Raw genomic sequence first — 19919 nt, forward strand, 5'->3', positions numbered from 1 at the left:
GAGGCTAATTATTTTACGGCAATAACAGATATTTCCACATTTACGCCTTTAGGCAATGCTGATACCTGTACTGTTTCACGGGCCGGGAAGTTTGATGAAAAATAGGTTCCGTAAACCTCATTTACCTGGCTAAAATTGCCCATATCTGTTAAGAAAATACTGGTTTTAACAATATTTTCAAAGCCTATACCAGCCTCAGTCAGGATAGCTTTCAGGTTTTCCATTACCATTTTGGCTTCGTCAGTTATGCCGGTGGTTACCAGTTCACCGGTTGCGGGGTTAAGCGGTATCTGGCCTGATACAAATACAAAATTTCCGGCTATAGTAGCCTGGCTGTATGGCCCTATTGGGGCTGGCGCGTTATTGGTGTTTACTATTGTCATCATTTTTTAAATATGAACACTTGTATCAGTTTATAAATTATCCCCGCCAAAAACATAATGATAGCAATGGCATTAATAATGTGCATTGCCCTCAAATTAAAATTTGTTGGCCGGTTGGGGTCTTTTTTTCTAAAAAAATACATGTTACAAAACTAATAAAATTTATGCTTCTGTATGTTTATCTACTCACGCCGACATCGCTACGCTTGTCTACCCTCTCTCCGGCTTCGCTGGAAAGAGGGTGCGGGAAAAAGTTGTCATTGCGAGGGTAGCGTGGCAATCGCGAACTATGTATGTTCTCTCCGTAAAGTTCGCGATTGCTTCGTCGTTCCTCCTCGCAATGACAAAATTTCCATTCCTCCTACCCTCTTTCCGCCGCAGGCGAAGAGAGGGTGGTCCAGCGAAGCGTAGACCGGGTGAGTCTTTTGTATACCATGCAAATCAAAGATTCTGCTTTTCATGGCAAGTCCTTTTGATACCTATTACTCCTCTTCCTCCTCCGCTACAATACCTAATATTTCATCAACCTGTTTAAAATTGCTTTTTACGAAGTGGCACCAGTCGCATTCTTTTTTGCCGCAGCCGGTGTTGAAATCGTGGGCCATTATCTTGGCGTAAGTGTCCTGGATCTGTCCACTTACAATTTCTATATCTTCTGGGGTTATCACAAATTTTTCACGGTGGTATTCGCCTTCGCTTACGGGTTCTACAAAATCAAATACGGTGCTTACTACTTCCCAATCATTGGTGCGGTCATGATCAACCAGAATTTTGTAAAACACACCCTGCCGCCAGTAATCGCCGCCGTTGGGAGCATCAAAAGTTGGTCGCAGGAGTTTGTCTTTAGCATTTTTGAGCTTCCCTGTTTTATAGTCGACCACCGTTACGTGCTTGCCGTCAAACTCCATTTTATCCAGGTTACCTTTAATGGGCACTCCGCCTATCTCAATGTTCTTGATAGTGCGCTCGGTAATGGCAATCTTGTTCCAGTTATTAACATTTTGTTCATAATATGGCGGCAGTATCTTTTCACCGTAGGCTAAGCGCAGTTTAAATTCATCCTTGGTGAAGGAGTCACGATTACGGGCCATGTACCACCTAAACTCATTCATGAACTGCTCAGTTGATAAAAACTCGTTATCATTGTCCTTCAGCAGCCTGTAGGTTTTGTTAAGCGCCCAGTGAACTGCCTGCCCAAACGTAGCCGACGGACTTTTGCCCGATGGCACCCTGATCAAACACTGAAAATAAAACCGCAGCGGGCAATCCAGATAATTGCTCAGGTGCGTAACCGACAGGGTATAATTTTGAAGCAGTTGGTTAATATAGTTTTTATCCAGTAGTTCAACCTTAGGTTTTTCGGCCTCACTGAACTGGGTCATATAGAAACCGAGCATGGTATCTTCCGTAACTTTCGGATATTGCACCTGCAAATCGGTACTGGCCAGTATCTCCCCGATAAATTGACTTGCTTCCTGATCTTTTGCTTTTTTATCCTTTCCGGCATAAGAGATATTGAGGTGCTGTTTTGCCCGGGTTATGGCCACATAAAACAGGCGACGGGCTTCTTCCCTTTGAGCAATATCATCAGATGCAGTTTGCGTTAAGGTATCGGGGTAGCTGAAACCACTGTTTCGGCCCTTGCTATCCCAGGTACGTTTATCGCAGCCTATAAAAAATACATGCTCAAACTCCAGGCCTTTTGAACCATGGGCTGTTAAAAAGTTAACGCCATTGTCTGAAAAAATCACCTGGTTCAGATCAAGCCTGATGCTGTTTTTCTTCATCAGGTCGATAGTGGCAATCAGATCAGGCAGTTTTATTTCCGGATTTTTGCGGCTTTCATCTTTCAGGAAATCAAAAAAGCTGGTGAGCATCTGCATATGGCCGCCCTTATCGGTTTGCTGCATAATGTACCGGAGGATACCCATTTTAGCTATCACATCCTGAAAAAACTGCTGCAGAGTTACGCTCAGGGCGGATTTTATCAACTCATCAATATTGTTGATGAGATACTTCATCTCCACATTTTTTGCCGGATCAAACAGATCGGCCTGTGCAGGCAGACGCATTTCACTTACATAACGGCGGATGGAGGTTTTGGGTTTGTTATTGCTTACAGCACCATAGTTTTCTTTAGATACCGCAATGCTGGCCTTGGCAATTTCAATAGGTGCTATATTGAAAAAATCATAGTGCATGATCTCGAACAGCAACTCATCCCCGCTATATGGCGAATCGATCTCCATAGCCAGGTAACGCATAATGTTGATGATTTTTTCGCCAAAGGGCTGCGTAAGCACATCAATTTTACGTTTGGTATTTACCGCTATTTTCTGAACATCCAGGTATTTGATCATTTCCTCCACCTGGCTGTGGTTGCGGTAGATCACTGCTATTTCGCCGGGAGCCACGCCATCATCTATCAGATGTTTGATACGGGCCGATACATCAACCAGTTCCTGGTCAGGATTTTCATACTCGCGTATCACGGGTTCAACCGTAAACTCGGCAAAACGACTGTGCGATGCACGAAGGTCTTTATCCAGCTTCAGCTGACTTGTTAACCTTTCAAAATTATTGTTGATAAGTGCCCTTGAAATATCCAGGATATGCTGATTGGAGCGATAGTTGTGTTTAAGCACCACGGTATGCAGGGTATCCACATAGTCAGTAGCAAAGTCAAGGATGTTTTTCATGTTGGCACCTTGAAACTTAAATATAGACTGGTCATCATCACCCACCACAAATACGTTGGGCACCTCCCAGTAGTTCAGTAAAAAACGCAGCAGCTCATTTTGCGACCCGCTGGTATCCTGAAACTCATCAACCAGAATATACTGGTAGCGTTCCTGGTATTTACGCAGTATCTCTTCATTATTAGCAAAAGCAAGGAGCACCCAAATGATCATATCATCATAATCATAGCGGCCGCGGGCTTTCATTTTGGCATCGTAGTTTTTGTACTCACGCACGGCCGCCACCAGTTTTTTCATTACCTCGTGGGCGGCATCGATGTCTTTCTGTTTAGGATCGCCTACTTTTATGCCAGTTTTAGCGTTGGCGCGTTTGTAAGTAAACTCCTCACGATTGGGAATATCGTCCAGGTATTCCTGAACAGCACGCTCAATCATTTCTGCATCCCAGTTCTCTCGTTTCATGGTCGAGAACAAATCCTTCAAACGTTTGGTATCATAGTAAATATCGCCGGTGAAGCGTTTGAGCAGGTGATCATTATCAAATTCATCCACCAACTCCCTGAACAGCATAGCCGATTCGAGGTCAGATAACGACTCCAAATTCAGCTTGCCAAAATATTCCAGGTTTTCCTGGATGATCTCGTTACAAAAAGCATGGAAGGTATATATATTGATGCGATAGGCATCAGGGCCAATAAATTCAAACAAACGTTTTCGCATGGCCACTGCACCCGCATCGGTATAGGTAAGGCACAGGATCTCGTTGGGCAGGGCATCAGTATCGGTTAATATTTTGCCAATACGAGCCGCCAGTATCTGTGTTTTACCCGTTCCCGGCCCGGCCACTACCAGCACGGGACCATCCATTTTATTTACCGCGGCCAGCTGCTCGGGGTTTAATCCGGCCAAAGCTGCCTGAAATTTATCGTTATACTTATTTAAGTTCGATTGCATAATTGTTGAGTAAAACTACGGAAAACGTACTGGGATGTCAATCGCTAATTGCTAATATTTTTAGGCATGAAGACTCACCCTGGCTTTGCTTCGCTCGCCAACCCTCTCTTCGCCTACGGCTGAAAGAGGGTTAAGCCCCCTCTAAATCTCCCCCAAAAGGGGAGACTTGAAAAAAGATTTTTTTAAAAAGTCATCTCCTTTGGAGAGGGTTGGGTGAGGCCATCCCTACTGCATTCCCGTGCCTGTAGGGAAAAATACGTTTACGCTTACCGGGAGTTTACCGGTTGGTTTTAGGGTACCTGCAATTACTTTGGCTGCTGATTTTTGCAGTTCGGGGGTCATTTGGTAGCATACGATCAGGGCATTGCTTTTTTCGATACCAGGCAAACCGGCAATGGTATAGGCATTTGCAAAAACGCTCATTACGGTATTTTTGCGTGATGCCAGATCGGCTATCAGCAATCGTACATCGCTGCCATAATCCAATTTACTTTGCGGGCGCAGGCGGGTATCATGTATACCCACAATGATTTGATCATAGCGTTTTAACCAGGCAAGTATGTTTTTGAGCTCGATAGCAGATGTATTTTTAGCAACGGTAAATATGCGGCAGGTTGGATAGCTTTTGGCAACCTCCTGCTGAAAAACGGTAGGGCCATCCACGCCAATGCTCACTATGGCTGTTTTCAGAAAAGGGTTGAGCTTTAATGTAGATGTGTTACCTTTTAGCAACGTTACTGAAGCATCGCTCAGTTGCTGCACCAGATCTTTAGCCGATTGCCTGTTCAGATCTTCACTCAAATTTACCGGCGAAATGGTTTGCTTGCGATTAAGCCCTGCCCAGTATTTGGCGGCCAACACCTTCTTCACCTTGGTTTCAAATTCAACATCGCTGATAGCCCCATGGCGCACAGCACGGCGGATCAGTTTTATGGCCCTATCTGAGTTTTCTGAAAGCTCTAAAATATCGTTACCGGCTATGAATGCCTTCACGTCGGCATCGCCATTAGGAAAATATTTAGTTACCCCCTTCATCTCCATCGCATCAGATACTACCAGACCTTTAAACCGAAGTGAATCTTTTAAAATGCCCGTAACAATTGGGCGCGATAATGTAGAAGGTAAATGTTTTGTACTATCAAGAGCCGGAATATTCATATGCGCAATCATGATTCCGCTGATACCGGCGTTAATGGCCTCGCGAAAAGGGTATTCTTCGAGCGAATCTAAACGGGCGCGGCTGTATGGCAGTAGTGGCAGGTCAAAGTGTGAATCGACGTTGGTATCGCCATGGCCCGGAAAATGTTTGGCGGTAGTTAACAAACCGGCATCCTGCATACCTTTAAAATACGCTATGCCCTTTTTGGCTACATTGTACATATTATCGCCAAAAGAGCGGTAATTGATCACCGGGTTATTCGGGTTGTTGTTCACATCCATATCTGGGCCAAAATTGATCTGGATGCCCAAACGTTTAAAATCATAGGCTACCTGCTGCCCCATTTTATAAATGAGGTTGTTATCCTGTATGGCACCGAGCGTCATCTGGTAAGGGTATGATATGGTAGAATCTAAACGCATGCCCAGTCCCCATTCACCATCCATTGATATGAGCAAAGGTACGTTAGCCAGTTTCTGATACCTGTTGGTTAATGCGGCCTGCCTGCCGGGACCTCCCTGAAAAAATACCAGTCCGCCAACTTGCTGATCTTTAATTACGGTGGCAACAGAATCTTCATAAGCCTTGCCTTTATTGGTATGCGCCCTTACAAAAAGCAGCTGCGCAACTTTTTGCCTGCGGCTTAGTTTATTGTATACAGAATCAACCCAGCGATTTTTTGACTTGAGGCTTTCTACATAGCTTTCCTTTTGTGCAAAAGCGTTAACGGCAATAAAATTAAGAGTAATAATTATGGTAAAGCAGTATCTGTTATTCAATTTTGGCATGGTTCAAATGTAGTATAAATGTATGTTTTACCCCTTCGGGGATATTAAATATTATAAAAATTATACCACGAATAAACCTTTGCTTTAATTTTTACTCTATGGATATATAAAAACAAACCAAACATGAAATTATGATGAGCGGTTGCCCAGCATGATTTCGCTACCAAAAAAAACAATTAAAAAAATGAAAAAAATTATCTTTTTAGCAATATGCTTATTTACCGTAGGTTCCGTTAGCGCACAAAATTATTATGGCCCACGCCACAGGCCGCGCCGCTATGTAAGGGAGGAACATTCAAGGCGATACAATGACAATCAGGTTAAAGTTGGTATTACGGGTGGTTTAAACCTCGCTAATTCGCTTGATGCCTATGATTCGCGTTTCAGTTCAAGCACTATCGCAGCATTTAATGTGGGTCTTACACTGGATGTTCCTGTTACCAATTATTTTTCATTCGCCCCTGAATTATTATTTTCACAAAAAGGTTTTAGTGCCGATCTTGAAAATTCGCATTTTACAGAACGTACCAACTATATTGACGTTCCCTTACTGGCAAAATTCAGGCTTGTGCCGGGGTTCAATTTTTTAATTGGTCCACAACTTACCTTTTTAACTTCACAGCGTGACACTTACCGCGACTTCGGCAGCAATGCTGAAACCCGTTTTGATGGGCACCAGGGCGATCAAAGTTATGTTGCAGGTGTAGTTGGTGTTAGTTTTGACATTACCCGCAATGTAGAGATCAGGGGCCGTTACAACATCGACCTTTCCAGGAACGCTTCCAATGAAGCCGACCTGCCCGATTTCCGCAACCAGGTTTGGCAAATAGGGTTGGGATTTAAATTTCAGTAAAAATTCAAAATAGATAAAAAACGACCATTCTATAAGTAGAATGGCCGTTTTTTATATTAAAATGACGCCTAAGTATAAACCAATTGTAGCAATGAGGAGATATTTTGCGTAATGGCTATGTGTAGTAACAAAAACCACTTTTGAGTGTTGCTTAAGGGGTTGCTGTTATATGCGCTACATTTGCTCATAAGTATGATATCGATAATAATATGTTCTGCTAATAAAACGCTGTTGAATGAGGTAAGTAAAAACATTGAAGAAACCGTAGGCTTACCTTATGAAATTATCGCGATTGATAACAGCTCCGGAAAAAAAGGTATTTGCGAAGTATACAATCAAGCAGCACAGAAAGCCCAATTTGAAGCTTTGTGTTTCATGCATGAGGATATTATTATTGAAACAAAGAATTGGGGAAGCATTGTAAATAAATTATTTAAAGCAAACCCTGATCTTGGTTTGCTTGGTGTGGCCGGCGGAGCTTACAAGGCTTTAGCTCCATCCGGATGGCAAACATTTGGAGATATTAATATCTACATGCACATACTGCAAGGCTTTAAATTCAAGCAAAAAGAAAGTTTACTGGTTAATCATAATCCCGACAATCAAAAATTACCTGCTGTTGCCGGTGTTGATGGCGTGTGGTTTGCAACTACCCGAAAAATATGGAACGAGGTTAAATTTGACGAAAAAACGTTTACAGGTTTCCACGCCTACGATGTTGATTTTTCATTAGCTGTTGGGCAAAAATATAAGGTTGCCGTTACCTATGATGTGTTGCTCACCCATTTATCAGAAGGTAATTATGACAGCACATGGGTTTATGAATCAATGAAGCTGCATAAAAAATGGAGTAAACACCTCCCTCTTAATATACAGAGGCTTACACCCAAACAGCAAATGCTTGCAGAAAAAATAACCTTTAAAAAATTCACTGAGCAACTTATTGAATACAAGCTATCCCTTAAATTGGCATATACCATATTGTGGCAGGATAACCGGTACGCGACTACCAATTTCAAACTGTTTGCAAAGCTTAATTTTTATCTGTTCAAGCTAATGCTTAGTTCAAAAAACAGGTCCTGATATTTAATGGTTAATCTAACCGCATTATCTTGTTGCTATTGGGTTTTATATGGGTATACCAAAAGTTTTTGGCTTTAAATCCCCACACCAGTTTAATAACATCTCGCTGCCGGCGGTAATTACTCCATTTTTTGGTGTAGTATAAGATGTTGATATATTTTTCTATAAAAAGAACAAGGCGTAAAGATAAGTAGCTATCAGCCCTATTCACATACAGGTTAAGTAATGTATTAACAACCGCTTGTCGCTTATTTTTAGGGTAAGCGGCACAATACTGTAGCCATTTACTTCGCTGTTTGTAAACTTGCGTAATGGTTCTGTGCCTGTGTTTATCCTTCTTCTCATCTTTTCTGGCCAGCAGATCGGTATCGCTATCATCATGCTGACGGTATTTGACCAGGCACTGCGGCAAGTAATCAATAGTGCCTAAATTAGTTGCTACATAGGCAATCCACCAGTCATGGTAAGCATCCTTCTTAAATGGCCGCACCTCAGCAAGCAATTCCTTTTTAAACAATATGGAATGTCCGGATACGCAATTAAAAAATAAAAATGCTTCCGGTTCATCGCCCCTGTAAAAATTAAACAGATCAGTCATTTTAGCATTCAGCGACTCGTTCTGTTCATTAATAAGTTCCGAATCATGATAGAGCATTACGTTATCATCTATAGCTGCCACCTGTAATTCAATCTTCCTCAAATCCCACAGATCGTCCTGATCGCACAATGCAATCAAGTCGCCTTTGCAATAATCCAGGGCCCGCTCAAAGTTATTTACAAAACCTACATTGGTTTCATTTTTATATAAACGGATGTTGGGATATTTTGAGGCACACTTAGCAAGTATCTCATAAGTATTATCAGTTGAACAATCATCTACCGCAATAATTTCGATATTACGGTAAGTTTGATTTATGAGTGTATCCAGCTGCTGCTCTAAAAATCGGGCGCCATTGTAAGTACAAAGCGCTATGGATACAAGTGGTAGCTGTTTCATGAATGTAAACCAGTGTTGTTAAATATTGTAACCATGCGCCTTGAATATAGGTCGCCAAAAATCAAGGTACAGATCCCATGCATGACAACCAAAGGGTAGTTCATTTTTATTGAATTTAAGCGCGCGCTCAGGGGCAAGCTCAAATGAAAACTTTAATCCTGTTTTATATGATGGTATATTTAATATTTTTTGTTTCCGGTTAACTTCTATGCTCCAAAAAATATCCTCATGAAATTCGTGTTCACTACGCGTTAAATAGATCGCCATTTTATCCCGCATGCTGATACTCAGCTCATGAAACTTTTTTACCCTCCGCAATGAAAAACCTCCGTTACCTACTTTATACTGGTATTGCATTGGTGATGGAAGCCCTTTTTTCTGAACGTTGAACCGCGCATGATAATAAAATTGAATTTTTGATTTGATGGCCTTAATCAAATCCGGATAATCACCTGGTGGTATCCAGGGAGCACCTATATAATCAATTGGCTGGCTGCACCAATATCCTAAATCATCCCTAAATACAAAGGCATCTAACTGATGAATCAAAATAAACTCATAATCTAAAAAACGTTTGTAAAAAGTATCAGAAAGCATCAAAGCGTTGTAACCATCAATACTTTTAAAATAGCTGTCATCAAATGTTTCAATACCTGTAAAATTAAACTGATCAATCTCGTTTGACAAAACAAGCGATTGAGGTTTTATTATGATACGGGGATAGTTAGCTAAAACATTCTGCAGCTGAGTTAGTGCAATCTTTTCAAAATCAGATATTTCATTTTTATAAAAAGGAACTATAACAGCAACTTTCTTCAGCTCGCTCATAAACGCTTAGTTTTTATTGTAAAGCTCCTGTACTAATGATTCAAAATGATCCTGAAAAATAAAATCATACCCATTTTCGCCTTCCGGAACAACATTGATAACATCATAACAGGCTTCTAAAATGCGCGGAACCTTTAATGCTTCGGCAATTGAAAACGGAAATGATTGATTACCGATAAAAAATTTACATCCCGCAATTATCCGGGCCAACTGTAAAAAATCATTTACCTGTATCCATTCAATATTGGGAATTTGGTTTTTAATGTCGTTATACTCCGCTTCAACCCCTATAAATTTTAAGTTGCTGTAGTTTTTCAGAAATTTATAATCTACTCCCCTGCTCCTGTATCTTTCGCTCCGTGCAATAATTATATCATTTGCAAACGATGTATCCGGCTCTACATCAATCCATTTTTTCCACAATTCCGGGTTTACTCCCGTAACATATGAACACCAATGAGCTATATTACATCTATCCATCGGTATATGCCCCGACCTAAAATAATCCAGGTCAATATCTATTTTCTGATCTGTTAACACATCGAATTGACTGATGTATGGTTGCGATTTGATCAAAGGAGCCAACATGGACATCATTTTATCATTGAGCCTTACATTACCCAGTGGATGCTCGGTTCTTGCCGAAATCATCAGTGGCTGCCCAAGTCGCAAGTATAAATTTATAGGCACCTTAACCATTTCGGCCAGTTTTTTAATGGTTGGTAACGCATAAATAATATCTCCGGCATTACCCCCATGATTAAGGTTAAGTTGATGGTTAGCCTCTGCTACGGCGCGTATCTTTGCCGGGCTATTCAACCGTTTATCTCCGATTAAAAAATTGGCAGATTCCGCATTTTTATAATTTTGCAGCTCCCATTTATAATCTTTATAAGCTTGCCTATCGGTATATTTAAGCCAATAAGTACTTATAAAGTTTCTTTTTTTCACCATTTCCATTATCCTAAACCCCCGGCTAAATAGTTTCTATTGATTAGTCAGCATTAAACGTTTGCATATCTATCAGCTTTTTGTAAAGTCCGTTATTTTGAAGTAACTGCTGGTGGTTACCCTGCTCAACCACACGGCCTTTTTCTAATACGATAATAATATCAGCATTTTGAATGGTACTCAAACGGTGAGCTATAATTAGCGATGTGCGGTTTTTCATGAGGTTATTCAACGCCTCCTGAACCAATTTTTCCGATTCGGTATCAAGCGCAGATGTTGCCTCATCAAGCAACATAATTGGTGGGTTGTTCAATACAGCACGGGCAATACAAATACGTTGCCTTTGCCCTCCTGATAGCTTGCCCCCCCTGTCGCCGGTATTGGTTTGGTAACCGTTTTCGGTTTCCATTATAAAATTATGAGCATTGGCAATACGTGCGGCATTTTCAACCTCTTGTTGAGTTACGCCTGTTTTACCAAAGGCAATGTTGTTAAAAATCGTATCATTAAACAACATTGATTCCTGGTTTACAATACCCATTTGCGCCCGTAATGACTCTGCAGTAAGTGACCGTATATCTTTACCGTCAAAATAAATAACACCTTGCTGCGGTTCAATAAACCGAGGCAACAGATCCATAAAGGTTGATTTACCACCACCTGAAGGGCCAACCAACGCAACTGTTTTGCCCTTAGGTATAACCAGGTTCAGGTTATTTAAAACATATTTATCGGGCTCGGCATCTTCATCGTTTTCGTTATCAGCAGCAACCTTAACCTTATAAGAAAAAGATACGTTTTCAAACCTTACGCTATCTTTAAATTCTGTAATGGCAATGGCATCAGGAGCATCCTTTATTAATGGTTTTTCATCAATAAGTGCCAATATACGTTCACCTGCTACCAGGCCCGAGTGAATGTTGCTAAACGCATCGCCAATAGCTTTGGCCGGGCGCATCAGTTGTGAAAACAAGGCTATGTAGGCAATGAACTGCCCGGCGTCAAGGTCTGATTTTTTATTAAAAATAAGATACCCCCCGTAAAGTACTATAAAGGATATCATGGTTACCGACAGCGTTTCAGATATAGGCGATGCCAGCTGCTGGCGCTTTGACATGGCACGTGTTATTTTTGAATAACGGTTATTCTCGTCATCAAAACGCTTAATAATAAAGTCAGTAGCATTGAATGCCTTGATGATCTTGATGCCAGATAAAGCCTCATCAAGGTAACTGATCATATTGGCATAGGAGTTTTGCGCAGCAATAGCTTGTGAACGCAGCTTTTTTACGATACGCGAGATCAGGAAGCCTGCTATAGGTATGATGAGCAAGGATATTAAGGTAAGCTTTACCGATATGATGAACAACCAAACCAGATATCCGATCAGTAATAATGGCTCTTTAAAAACAACCTGCAGAGTACCGGTTACCGAAAACTGCACTGTTTGAACCTCAGAGGCAATCTTCGACATAATATCGCCTTTACGCTCGTTACTGAAATAGCCTAAATGCAGCCTCATGACATTATCAAATACGGCTCTCCTTATTCTGAGTAATGTATGGATGCGCAAACTTTCCATTATACGCTGCGACACGTAACGGCATATATTTCCTAAAAAAACAGCTATTACAATTACTGCACATACAAATTTTAAAGCTCCCCATTCGCCGTAAACAATAATAAAATGGTTAGTATAATACTTGAATAAGCCCGATACATCATAGGTCTTAATATCTTTTAATGATGTAGTTGCTGCCTTTGCTTCGGCTACGGCACCTACATGAAACAAGGTATTTAACAATGGCCCAAGCAAACCCAAAACAGATGTGCTGAAAACAACATATAATAAGGTAAAAATGATATAAGGAATAGCAAACTTTTCAATCGGCCGGGCAAAAGACAATAACCTGAAGTAGATTTTCATTTAAAAATATTAATCCGCAAAAATAGTTAAATACCAGTTATCATCAGATATTTAGTTTTTAGGGCACTTTATTAATATACAGTATTGTATACCTTAACTGATAAGCATACACTTTTGGTATAAAGCAAGATACTGTTTTGCCGTTTGCTCCCAGCTAAATTTAGCAGCGTGTTGCATGATGGAAGCAGAAAGGTTTTTATCGTTAAACTCCCGAAGCCCTCGTTGAAGTGTATCCTGCATTGTATTGGCTTTAAAAGTATCAAAATACCAGGCCGCATCTCCACCTACTTCTGGCAACGATGTGTATCTGGATAAAAATACAGGCTTACCAAAATGCATGGCCTCAATAACCGGTAAGCCGAAACCCTCGGCTAATGATGGGAATACAAGGGCTTCGCAATTGTTATAATACCAGGCTTTATCAGCATCACTTATAGTGCCGGTGATTATAACTCTGTCGGCACATTCATATTTTTGCGCCTCGGCCATAATCTGTTCTTTATAATCCGATTCAATACCGGCTATCACCAGTTCCATTCCGTTCCCTTGCAATAGTGCAGGCAAAACATGAAAATTCTTTTTGGCGTTTAACATGCCAATGGTGAACAAAAACTTTTTGTCGGGCTTGTAAACGGGGGAATGGCCAGGTACAAGTTCGGGCTTTTCGGCTCCGTTATAAATAACCGTTAACTTACCTTTAGCCTGTGGAAAATGTATTAAAACCTCATTGGCAACAAAATTAGAGATTGCTACAATGTGGTCACAGGCATTTATGTAGCCTCCCAGCCTATCCATGTAGGTTTTAAGTTTTGAGGGCGACCAGTTTGTGTCATATAGCTGGTTAAGGTCATGAATGGTCAATATTTTTTTTCCCTTAACCTGATGCGGGTTTAGCCTGCAAAACTGATCGGTGAAATGAGTGATTGCAAACCGCTCCCTTTTAGCGAACCATAACTTATCAAGCGTTACACGATTGAGCAGGTTAACCTTGCCGACAAAGTAGTTTTCGGATTTTTTGTAGATATAATAAGTAAGATCAAAATGATTGTCGTTTTCCCTGATCAGCGCGTTACCCAAACTTTTATCAAAATAAAACAAACCGGTGTTCGGGTATTTCATTGAATCAAGGGTTACTAAAACATTCGGTTTACTCATAGCAATTATTTCTTCTGCTTTTTTTAAGGTGAGGCCCACGCTTTACATTGCCAGGCATTCATCATACAGGTCAAGATATTGTTGAGCCGTTTTTTTCCAATCAAACCGGGCGGCATGCTTCATGATGTCTGCGCTCATATCTTTAGCCATATACTCTTCCAAACCTTGGATAAATGTAGCCTGCATGGCTTCTGGTTCAAAATTATCAAAGTACCAGGCAGCTTTGCCGCCAACTTCGGGCAGAGAGGTATGCTTTGATAAAAAAACAGGTTTTCCAAAATGCATGGCCTCAATAACCGGCAAGCCAAAACCTTCGGCAATTGACGGGAAAAGAAAGGCCTCACAATTTTGGTAATACCAGGCTTTGTCATCATCGCTTATAAGCCCGGGAATAATTACCCTATCCGTGCAATTGTACTTGGCAGCCTCCTCCAGTATTTTTTCCTGATAGCCCGTTATTTTTCCGGCGATGATCAACTCATAATCATTGTTTTTGAGCAGGGCCGGCAATACGTGAAAATTCTTTTTGGCCGAAAGACTGCCTATGGTAAACAAAAACTTGCGGACGGGTTTATATGCAGGTGTATGACCAGAGGCCATGTTTAGCTTATCGGCACCATTATATATCACCGAAAGTTTATTTGCCGCCTGCGGATAATGTTCTACCACATCCTTAGCTACAAAATTAGAAATTACAACCACCCTGTCGCAAGCATCAATGTACCCGCCCAGACGCCGTAGGTATTTACTATAACGCTGAGGCGATCTGTTTTTTTCATGAACAGGGTTCATATCATGAATGGTAAGCACTTTTTTGGCATTTACCCTGTTGGGGTTTAACTTACAGTATTGATTAGTAAAATGCACCAGATCAAACTCGTTATATCTGGGAAAAAACACTTTATGGAGCAGCGATATTAATATGGTGCCCTTAATTTTTTGAAATGTATGGATAGACTTGCGACGCATATAACCATACAGGCTAAAGCGATTGCTGCTTTGTTTGATCAATTCATCACCGAGGCTCCGTTCAAAAAAAAACAATCCGGAGGTGGCGTGTTTTAATGAGTCGAAGGTGATCAGTATAGATGGTTTCAAATGCGGTATGGATTAAAAAAGGCTACCCCCATCATGTTAATATCGGGTTGCCAAAACAAACTTTACAGTATAGTTTAAAGGAACAAATATACAATTTTGATGAATTAACGGGCATTGCACCGCCTTTGTTGTAGTGCTGCTGCAAATCGCCTTATATTTGTTGATATACTCATGCATAAAGAAAACCTTCAATCATCAGCCATAAACTTCAGGTCGGTAGCCCGGGCCTTAACTATTGTTGAAAATGATTTAACAGGTGCAGATGAATTGCTGAGAAATTTGAGTTTCACCAAAAACACACCTATAATAGGTATAACCGGCCCACCAGGCGCAGGCAAAAGCACCCTCGTAAATTCATTGATCAATTTGCTTTTGAATGATGGTAAGAAAATAGCGGTTCTCGCTATTGATCCTACTTCGCTTTTTAACTTTGGCTCCTTACTGGGCGACAGGATCAGGATGGCATCGCATTTTAATCATCCCGATGTTTTTATCCGTTCGCTGGCAACCCGTGGCTCACTGGGAGGCTTATCAGCAAAAACCATAGAAATGACCGATGTACTGCGCGCTTCCGGTTTTGATTATGTGTTGATAGAAACCGTGGGTGTTGGCCAATCGGAAATTGAGATAGCCGGCCTTGCCGATACTACACTTGTGATACTGGTGCCCGAGGGTGGCGATGAGATCCAGCATATTAAATCGGGCCTGATGGAAATTGCCGACGCCTTTATTATTAACAAAGCCGACAGGGCCGATGCCGATGCTTTTGCGAATAACCTGCAAAAGATCATTGGCCAAAAAATGGGTAATCAACCCCCGGTATTTAAAACTATAGCCTCGCAGGCCGGGGGAATAGCAGAAGTAATAGATTTTATTAAGTCGGCCTCAAACCTGAAAAACGAGCGCCGCGAATTACTAATGACCGAAAAAGCATACAAACTTATTCAGCAGAAATTAACGCAACACATTGATAAAAAAAAGCTTCAGCATGAAGTTGCTGAAGCTTTAAGCCACAAAAGCTTTAATTTGTATAGTTTTGTAGATACTTATGTATAGTTTACAATGAATTAATGATTTGATAATTGATTCGTTATTATAACTATACCTTAATTACTTCAATTTAACTGTTCATGATCTCTTCAATATGACCTGCTTCTACCGGAATATTAGCCATCAGATCACGGTTTCCGCTTTCAGTAATTAAAATATTATTCTCTATCCTTATACCTAAACCTTCTTCGGCTATGTATATACCGGGCTCGCAGGTTAATATATTGCCAACCTCAAAGGCCTTATAACGGCTCGCAAAATCATGTACATCTAAACCCAAATGATGAGATGTGCCATGCATAAAGTATTTCTTATAGAGCGGTGCATCAGGGTTTTGCTTTTCAACATCATGTTTATCCAACAAGCCTAAACCAATAAGTTCGCTGGTCATTATTTTACCAACCTCATCATGATATTCATTCCATACCGTACCGGCAATTATCATCTTGGTGGCCTCGCGCATTACACGCAGAACAGCATCATAAACATCGCGCTGACGTTTTGTAAAACGACCGTTAACCGGCACCGAACGGCTCATATCAGCATTGTAATTAGCATATTCGGCCCCAAAATCAAAAAGTATCACATCACCATCGTTACAAACCTGGTTATTATCGGTATAGTGTAACACTATAGCGTTTTTACCTGATGCCAGAATTGGGTTATAAGCATGACCTGTAGCACGTTGCCTCAAAAATTCGTGAGTTATCTCAGCTTCGATCTCGTATTCGGCCACGCCGGGTTTCAGAAATTTCAATACCCGTACAAATGCATCATTGGTAATATCGCAAGCCTTTTCAGTAAGCGCAATTTCGGTTTCGGATTTCACAACCCGCAGATCGCGCATGATCACCGCCGAGCGTTCATACTTGTGCAAAGGATACTTTAACTTCAGCTCATTATACATTCTGATGTCGCGATAAGGCACCGGGTTACTGTACCTATCATTCTCATTAGTATTAATATATATGTATTCTGCATAATTAATTATGCTTTGTAATATAGTTTCATATTCATGCAGCCAGTAAATATTTTCAATACCTGAAACTGTCCTGGCTTCTTCCTTGGTATATTTATGGCCTTCCCATATGGCTATATGTTCGTTGGTTTGTCTTAAAAAAAGTACTTCTCTGTATGCTTTATTAGGACAATCCGGGTATAAAACAAGTATACTTTGCTCCTGATCTATGCCTGAAAGGTAAAAAAAATCAGGGTTTTGCTTGAATAAAAAGGCCTGATCACCACTCCTTGGGAACTCATCATTAGCATGAAAAATTGCTATAGCGTTATGTTTTGTTCGCGAAACGAAATTTTTTCTATTATTTATAAATAGCTTATTTTCAATGATAGGATATTTCATATTTCTGTGATGATTATCATTTTTTTTTCTTTATTTGTGTAACTATTACAAGTTTTGGAACAATGTTTGGTCATGGTTTCAAACATAATTACTAAATTTGAAAAAAATCACAATTAAAATCGTTTAATCTTAAAAACTATGAATTATTCTACATTAAAGAAAACAGTCGCATTGTCATTTGCTTCTTTGATGGTTGTGGGAATCGTAAATGCACAAACGGATTCTACCAAAACAGCCACAGCAACTACAACGTCTACTGAGACCACTACCCCAAAGGTATTTGGAGGAGCAGGTCAGTACAACAAATTTAGCATTGGTGTAAATGTTGGCGCTACCTCTCCATCTGTTGCTACAGGCGGTTCAAATGACTTTACACACAATAAAGTTCAATTAGGCTACGGTATCTCTTTCAGAGAGCAATTAGCTCATTCTTTCGGCTTACAATTGGATTTACACGGTGGTAAAGTTGAAGGCGATAACAGCAAATATCCTGGTACTGGTTCTGGCTACGACGCACAGTCTTTCCAAACTAAATTCTGGTCAGGTACTTTAAGCGGTGTTGTTAACGTTGCTACAATTGACTTCTTACGTCGTAAAAACTCAGTTAATTTCTTCGTTACTGCAGGTGCTGGTTTAGCTTTATATACTCCTAAAGTTACTTTCAAAGACGGTACTGTTGTTGATTATGATGGTATTGCTGGTGGTACTGCAGGTGCTCCAGGTACAAGCAAATTCGTTAAAGAATTAATTATCCCTATCGGTGCTGGTGTTAAATTCAGATTAAGTGATGCGGTTGCATTAAACTTAGGTTACACCGAAACTTTTGTTGATGGCGATAACTTTGACGGTTTAAACAGAGCTTACCCTACAAAAGATAAATATGGTTACGGTTACGCTGGCTTAGAGTTCACTTTAGGTTCAAAATCAAAACCAAGCTTAGAGTGGGTTAACCCAGTAGCTTTGATGTATGATGAGTTGTATGATGCAGCTTTACGTCAAGAAGTTGAAGCTTTAAAAGGTCGTGTAACTAACGTTGAAACTGCTGTTAATGATCTGAAAAAAGATTCTGACGGTGACGGTGTTGCTGATCAATTTGACAAATGCCCTGGCACTGCTGCTGGTAGCGTAGTTGACGGTTCTGGTTGCGTTATCGTATTCCCTAAAGATACTGTTGCTACTCCAACTGCTACTGCTTACTCAAACATCCAGTTTGAATTTGATAGCTCAGTATTAAGAACTTCATCTTACCCAGTATTAGATGCTACTTCAGCCGACTTAAGATCATCTGGTAAAGCTGTTGAAGTTGACGGTTACGCTTCATCTGAAGGTACTGCTGCTCACAACATCAAATTATCTAAAGACCGTGCTAACTCAGTAAAAACTTACTTAGTTAACTCTGGTGTTGATGCTAAGAAAGTAAAAGTAAAAGGCTTTGGTGAAACTAACCCAATTGCTGACAACTCAACTGAAGAAGGACGTGTATTAAACCGTCGTGTTCAGTTCAAACAAAAATAATTTTAAATTAAATATTGTTTGCGAAGGCTCCGGATAACCCGGAGCCTTCTTTGTTTTTACTGCTTTTTGAATTGCAATAACCACACTGTTTAGCCAACTTTGATAGTTCTAATATAATCGACTGAACCCCAGACGTTTTTCGGTGTGTAGATGAGTGGATGAGCAAGATAGTTGTAGCTAATTTTCAATTCCTGAACTATCAATCTAAGCAACCAATAATAAGATTAATAAAACTCAGGAGTTTAATTAAGTAGGCATAGGTTACGCTCTGCAATTGGATATACTAACTTGCGCATCCACACATTTACAAACCCTCCCCATTTATCTAATGCTTCTTTTCAGAACAATAAAGTATCCTCCGATAAATACCAATATGGATATGACGATGCTTACCGGAACTTCTTTAGTAAAAACATCAATTTCAAGTTTATTCGCAGCCTCATTGGCCCTGCTTACCATATTAGCTATAGCAATTGATGGGTGCGCGTATGGAAACAAGTAGCCGTATTCCCAATTATTAATGGCCAAAATAACGCCGGCTATAGTACAAATAAACCCTACACCTATTGGCTTTAAAAAGTTGGCCCAAAGCAGGCTCAGCAAAAACTGTATAGAAAGTATCCCTAATGATGATAAAAAGAGCTTGAAATAAACCTGCAATAGCTGCTTTTCCATATGGTAATTGTCAAATCTCAGCTGTGGTTTTACCAAACTCAGTAAATTGCCAAAGCTAATTGTAAATAGCACAAAAAGGCACATACATAACAGCACCAGGAATAACGCATAAAAATATTTAGCAGTATACACCGCGCAGCGTGAAATGGGTAAACTGAATAGGCTTTTCCAGGTATCGGCATTATGTTCTATATTGTTTACAGAGTAGGCTATAAAAATAACGTACATAGGTAACAACAATGAACCCATTACTTTTAATATAGCGCCTGCAAATTGCAACCATAACATCATTGGAGCCATGCTTGCCAGTTTTTCGCTTTTGGTGTAAAAGCCAATAAAAAGCAGCACACAAATCATCAGAGGTAAAATCACCGCCGCCCAAAAACCAAGTGTTTTCCTGCTTTTAAAAAACTCCGACCGGAACGATAGCAGGAAGCCCTTCAT

At 40.4% G+C, this 19919-nt stretch carries 16 protein-coding genes; 4 read left to right on the top strand and 12 right to left on the bottom strand.

Annotated features, from left to right (window positions below; genetic code table 11):
• Positions 1–8: 8 nt before the first annotated feature.
• The 4 genes from QWZ01_RS17320 to QWZ01_RS17330 form a co-directional block, all read right to left on the bottom strand.
• Complete coding sequence (locus QWZ01_RS17320; protein ID WP_290325403.1) at positions 9–386, bottom strand: RidA family protein; 378 nt, start codon at positions 384–386, stop codon at positions 9–11.
• Complete coding sequence (locus tag QWZ01_RS26025) at positions 383–526, bottom strand: DUF6728 family protein (RefSeq protein ID WP_353959414.1); 144 nt, start codon at positions 524–526, stop codon at positions 383–385. The genes QWZ01_RS17320 and QWZ01_RS26025 overlap by 4 nt, the downstream gene beginning before the upstream one ends.
• A 339-nt stretch (positions 527–865) precedes the next feature.
• Positions 866–4036 (bottom strand): ATP-dependent helicase, encoded by a 3171-nt coding sequence (locus tag QWZ01_RS17325; RefSeq protein WP_290325405.1) that lies wholly within the window; start codon positions 4034–4036, stop codon positions 866–868.
• A 225-nt stretch (positions 4037–4261) separates the two neighbouring features.
• Positions 4262–5983: a glycoside hydrolase family 3 protein gene (locus QWZ01_RS17330; protein WP_290325407.1), complete on the bottom strand. Its 1722-nt coding sequence runs from the start codon at positions 5981–5983 to the stop codon at positions 4262–4264.
• 184 nt (positions 5984–6167) lie between these two features.
• Here QWZ01_RS17330 and QWZ01_RS17335 point away from each other — a divergent pair, with 184 nt between their 5' ends.
• Complete coding sequence (locus QWZ01_RS17335) at positions 6168–6836, top strand: porin family protein (protein ID WP_290325409.1); 669 nt, start codon at positions 6168–6170, stop codon at positions 6834–6836.
• 192 nt (positions 6837–7028) lie between these two features.
• The gene (locus tag QWZ01_RS17340; RefSeq protein WP_290325411.1) at positions 7029–7919 is read left to right on the top strand and encodes a glycosyltransferase; all 891 of its coding nucleotides are present in this window, start codon (positions 7029–7031) and stop codon (positions 7917–7919) included.
• Between the two features lie 10 nt (positions 7920–7929).
• Here QWZ01_RS17340 and QWZ01_RS17345 read toward each other — a convergent pair whose 3' ends face one another.
• From QWZ01_RS17345 to QWZ01_RS17370, 6 genes are all read right to left on the bottom strand, one after another.
• Positions 7930–8916 (bottom strand): glycosyltransferase family 2 protein, encoded by a 987-nt coding sequence (locus QWZ01_RS17345; protein WP_290325413.1) that lies wholly within the window; start codon positions 8914–8916, stop codon positions 7930–7932.
• Positions 8917–8934: 18 nt separating this feature from the next.
• Entirely contained in the window at positions 8935–9744 is an 810-nt protein-coding gene (locus tag QWZ01_RS17350) for a DUF5672 family protein (RefSeq protein ID WP_290325415.1), read from the bottom strand.
• Between the two features lie 6 nt (positions 9745–9750).
• Entirely contained in the window at positions 9751–10698 is a 948-nt protein-coding gene (locus tag QWZ01_RS17355) for a hypothetical protein (protein WP_290325417.1), read from the bottom strand.
• 40 nt (positions 10699–10738) lie between these two features.
• On the bottom strand, positions 10739–12622 hold the full coding sequence (locus QWZ01_RS17360) for an ABC transporter ATP-binding protein (protein WP_290325419.1): 1884 nt from the start codon (positions 12620–12622) through the stop codon (positions 10739–10741).
• 93 nt (positions 12623–12715) lie between these two features.
• Positions 12716–13741: a glycosyltransferase family 4 protein gene (locus QWZ01_RS17365; RefSeq protein ID WP_290325421.1), complete on the bottom strand. Its 1026-nt coding sequence runs from the start codon at positions 13739–13741 to the stop codon at positions 12716–12718.
• A gap of 78 nt (positions 13742–13819) precedes the next feature.
• Complete coding sequence (locus QWZ01_RS17370; RefSeq protein WP_290325423.1) at positions 13820–14875, bottom strand: glycosyltransferase family 4 protein; 1056 nt, start codon at positions 14873–14875, stop codon at positions 13820–13822.
• A gap of 171 nt (positions 14876–15046) precedes the next feature.
• Here QWZ01_RS17370 and meaB point away from each other — a divergent pair, with 171 nt between their 5' ends.
• Positions 15047–15931, top strand: a complete 885-nt coding sequence (gene meaB / locus QWZ01_RS17375; RefSeq protein WP_290325425.1) for a methylmalonyl Co-A mutase-associated GTPase MeaB — start codon at positions 15047–15049, stop codon at positions 15929–15931.
• Positions 15932–15995: 64 nt separating this feature from the next.
• Here meaB and QWZ01_RS17380 read toward each other — a convergent pair whose 3' ends face one another.
• Positions 15996–17285, bottom strand: a complete 1290-nt coding sequence (locus QWZ01_RS17380; RefSeq protein ID WP_290325427.1) for an aminopeptidase P family protein — start codon at positions 17283–17285, stop codon at positions 15996–15998.
• A gap of 138 nt (positions 17286–17423) precedes the next feature.
• On the opposite strand from QWZ01_RS17380, the gene QWZ01_RS17385 reads away from it, so the two are divergent.
• Entirely contained in the window at positions 17424–18800 is a 1377-nt protein-coding gene (locus tag QWZ01_RS17385; RefSeq protein WP_290325429.1) for an OmpA family protein, read from the top strand.
• Positions 18801–19121: 321 nt separating this feature from the next.
• Here QWZ01_RS17385 and QWZ01_RS17390 read toward each other — a convergent pair whose 3' ends face one another.
• Entirely contained in the window at positions 19122–19919 is a 798-nt protein-coding gene (locus QWZ01_RS17390; RefSeq protein WP_290325431.1) for an ABC transporter permease, read from the bottom strand.

Source organism: Mucilaginibacter aquaedulcis (assembly GCF_030409325.1).
GTDB lineage: Bacteria > Bacteroidota > Bacteroidia > Sphingobacteriales > Sphingobacteriaceae > Mucilaginibacter > Mucilaginibacter aquaedulcis.

What these genes read in the sequence shown, in the direction of transcription:
- QWZ01_RS17320 (WP_290325403.1), bottom strand. Translation starts at nt 386, where the DNA reads ATGATGACAATAGTAAACACCAATAACGCGCCAGCCCCAATAGGGCCA.
- QWZ01_RS26025 (WP_353959414.1), bottom strand. Translation starts at nt 526, where the DNA reads ATGTATTTTTTTAGAAAAAAAGACCCCAACCGGCCAACAAATTTTAAT.
- QWZ01_RS17325 (WP_290325405.1), bottom strand. Translation starts at nt 4,036, where the DNA reads ATGCAATCGAACTTAAATAAGTATAACGATAAATTTCAGGCAGCTTTG.
- QWZ01_RS17330 (WP_290325407.1), bottom strand. Translation starts at nt 5,983, where the DNA reads ATGCCAAAATTGAATAACAGATACTGCTTTACCATAATTATTACTCTT.
- QWZ01_RS17335 (WP_290325409.1), top strand. Translation starts at nt 6,168, where the DNA reads ATGAAAAAAATTATCTTTTTAGCAATATGCTTATTTACCGTAGGTTCC.
- QWZ01_RS17340 (WP_290325411.1), top strand. Translation starts at nt 7,029, where the DNA reads ATGATATCGATAATAATATGTTCTGCTAATAAAACGCTGTTGAATGAG.
- QWZ01_RS17345 (WP_290325413.1), bottom strand. Translation starts at nt 8,916, where the DNA reads ATGAAACAGCTACCACTTGTATCCATAGCGCTTTGTACTTACAATGGC.
- QWZ01_RS17350 (WP_290325415.1), bottom strand. Translation starts at nt 9,744, where the DNA reads ATGAGCGAGCTGAAGAAAGTTGCTGTTATAGTTCCTTTTTATAAAAAT.
- QWZ01_RS17355 (WP_290325417.1), bottom strand. Translation starts at nt 10,698, where the DNA reads ATGGTGAAAAAAAGAAACTTTATAAGTACTTATTGGCTTAAATATACC.
- QWZ01_RS17360 (WP_290325419.1), bottom strand. Translation starts at nt 12,622, where the DNA reads ATGAAAATCTACTTCAGGTTATTGTCTTTTGCCCGGCCGATTGAAAAG.
- QWZ01_RS17365 (WP_290325421.1), bottom strand. Translation starts at nt 13,741, where the DNA reads ATGAAATACCCGAACACCGGTTTGTTTTATTTTGATAAAAGTTTGGGT.
- meaB (WP_290325425.1), top strand. Translation starts at nt 15,047, where the DNA reads ATGCATAAAGAAAACCTTCAATCATCAGCCATAAACTTCAGGTCGGTA.
- QWZ01_RS17380 (WP_290325427.1), bottom strand. Translation starts at nt 17,285, where the DNA reads ATGAAATATCCTATCATTGAAAATAAGCTATTTATAAATAATAGAAAA.
- QWZ01_RS17385 (WP_290325429.1), top strand. Translation starts at nt 17,424, where the DNA reads ATGAATTATTCTACATTAAAGAAAACAGTCGCATTGTCATTTGCTTCT.
- QWZ01_RS17390 (WP_290325431.1), bottom strand. Translation starts at nt 19,919, where the DNA reads ATGAAGGGCTTCCTGCTATCGTTCCGGTCGGAGTTTTTTAAAAGCAGG.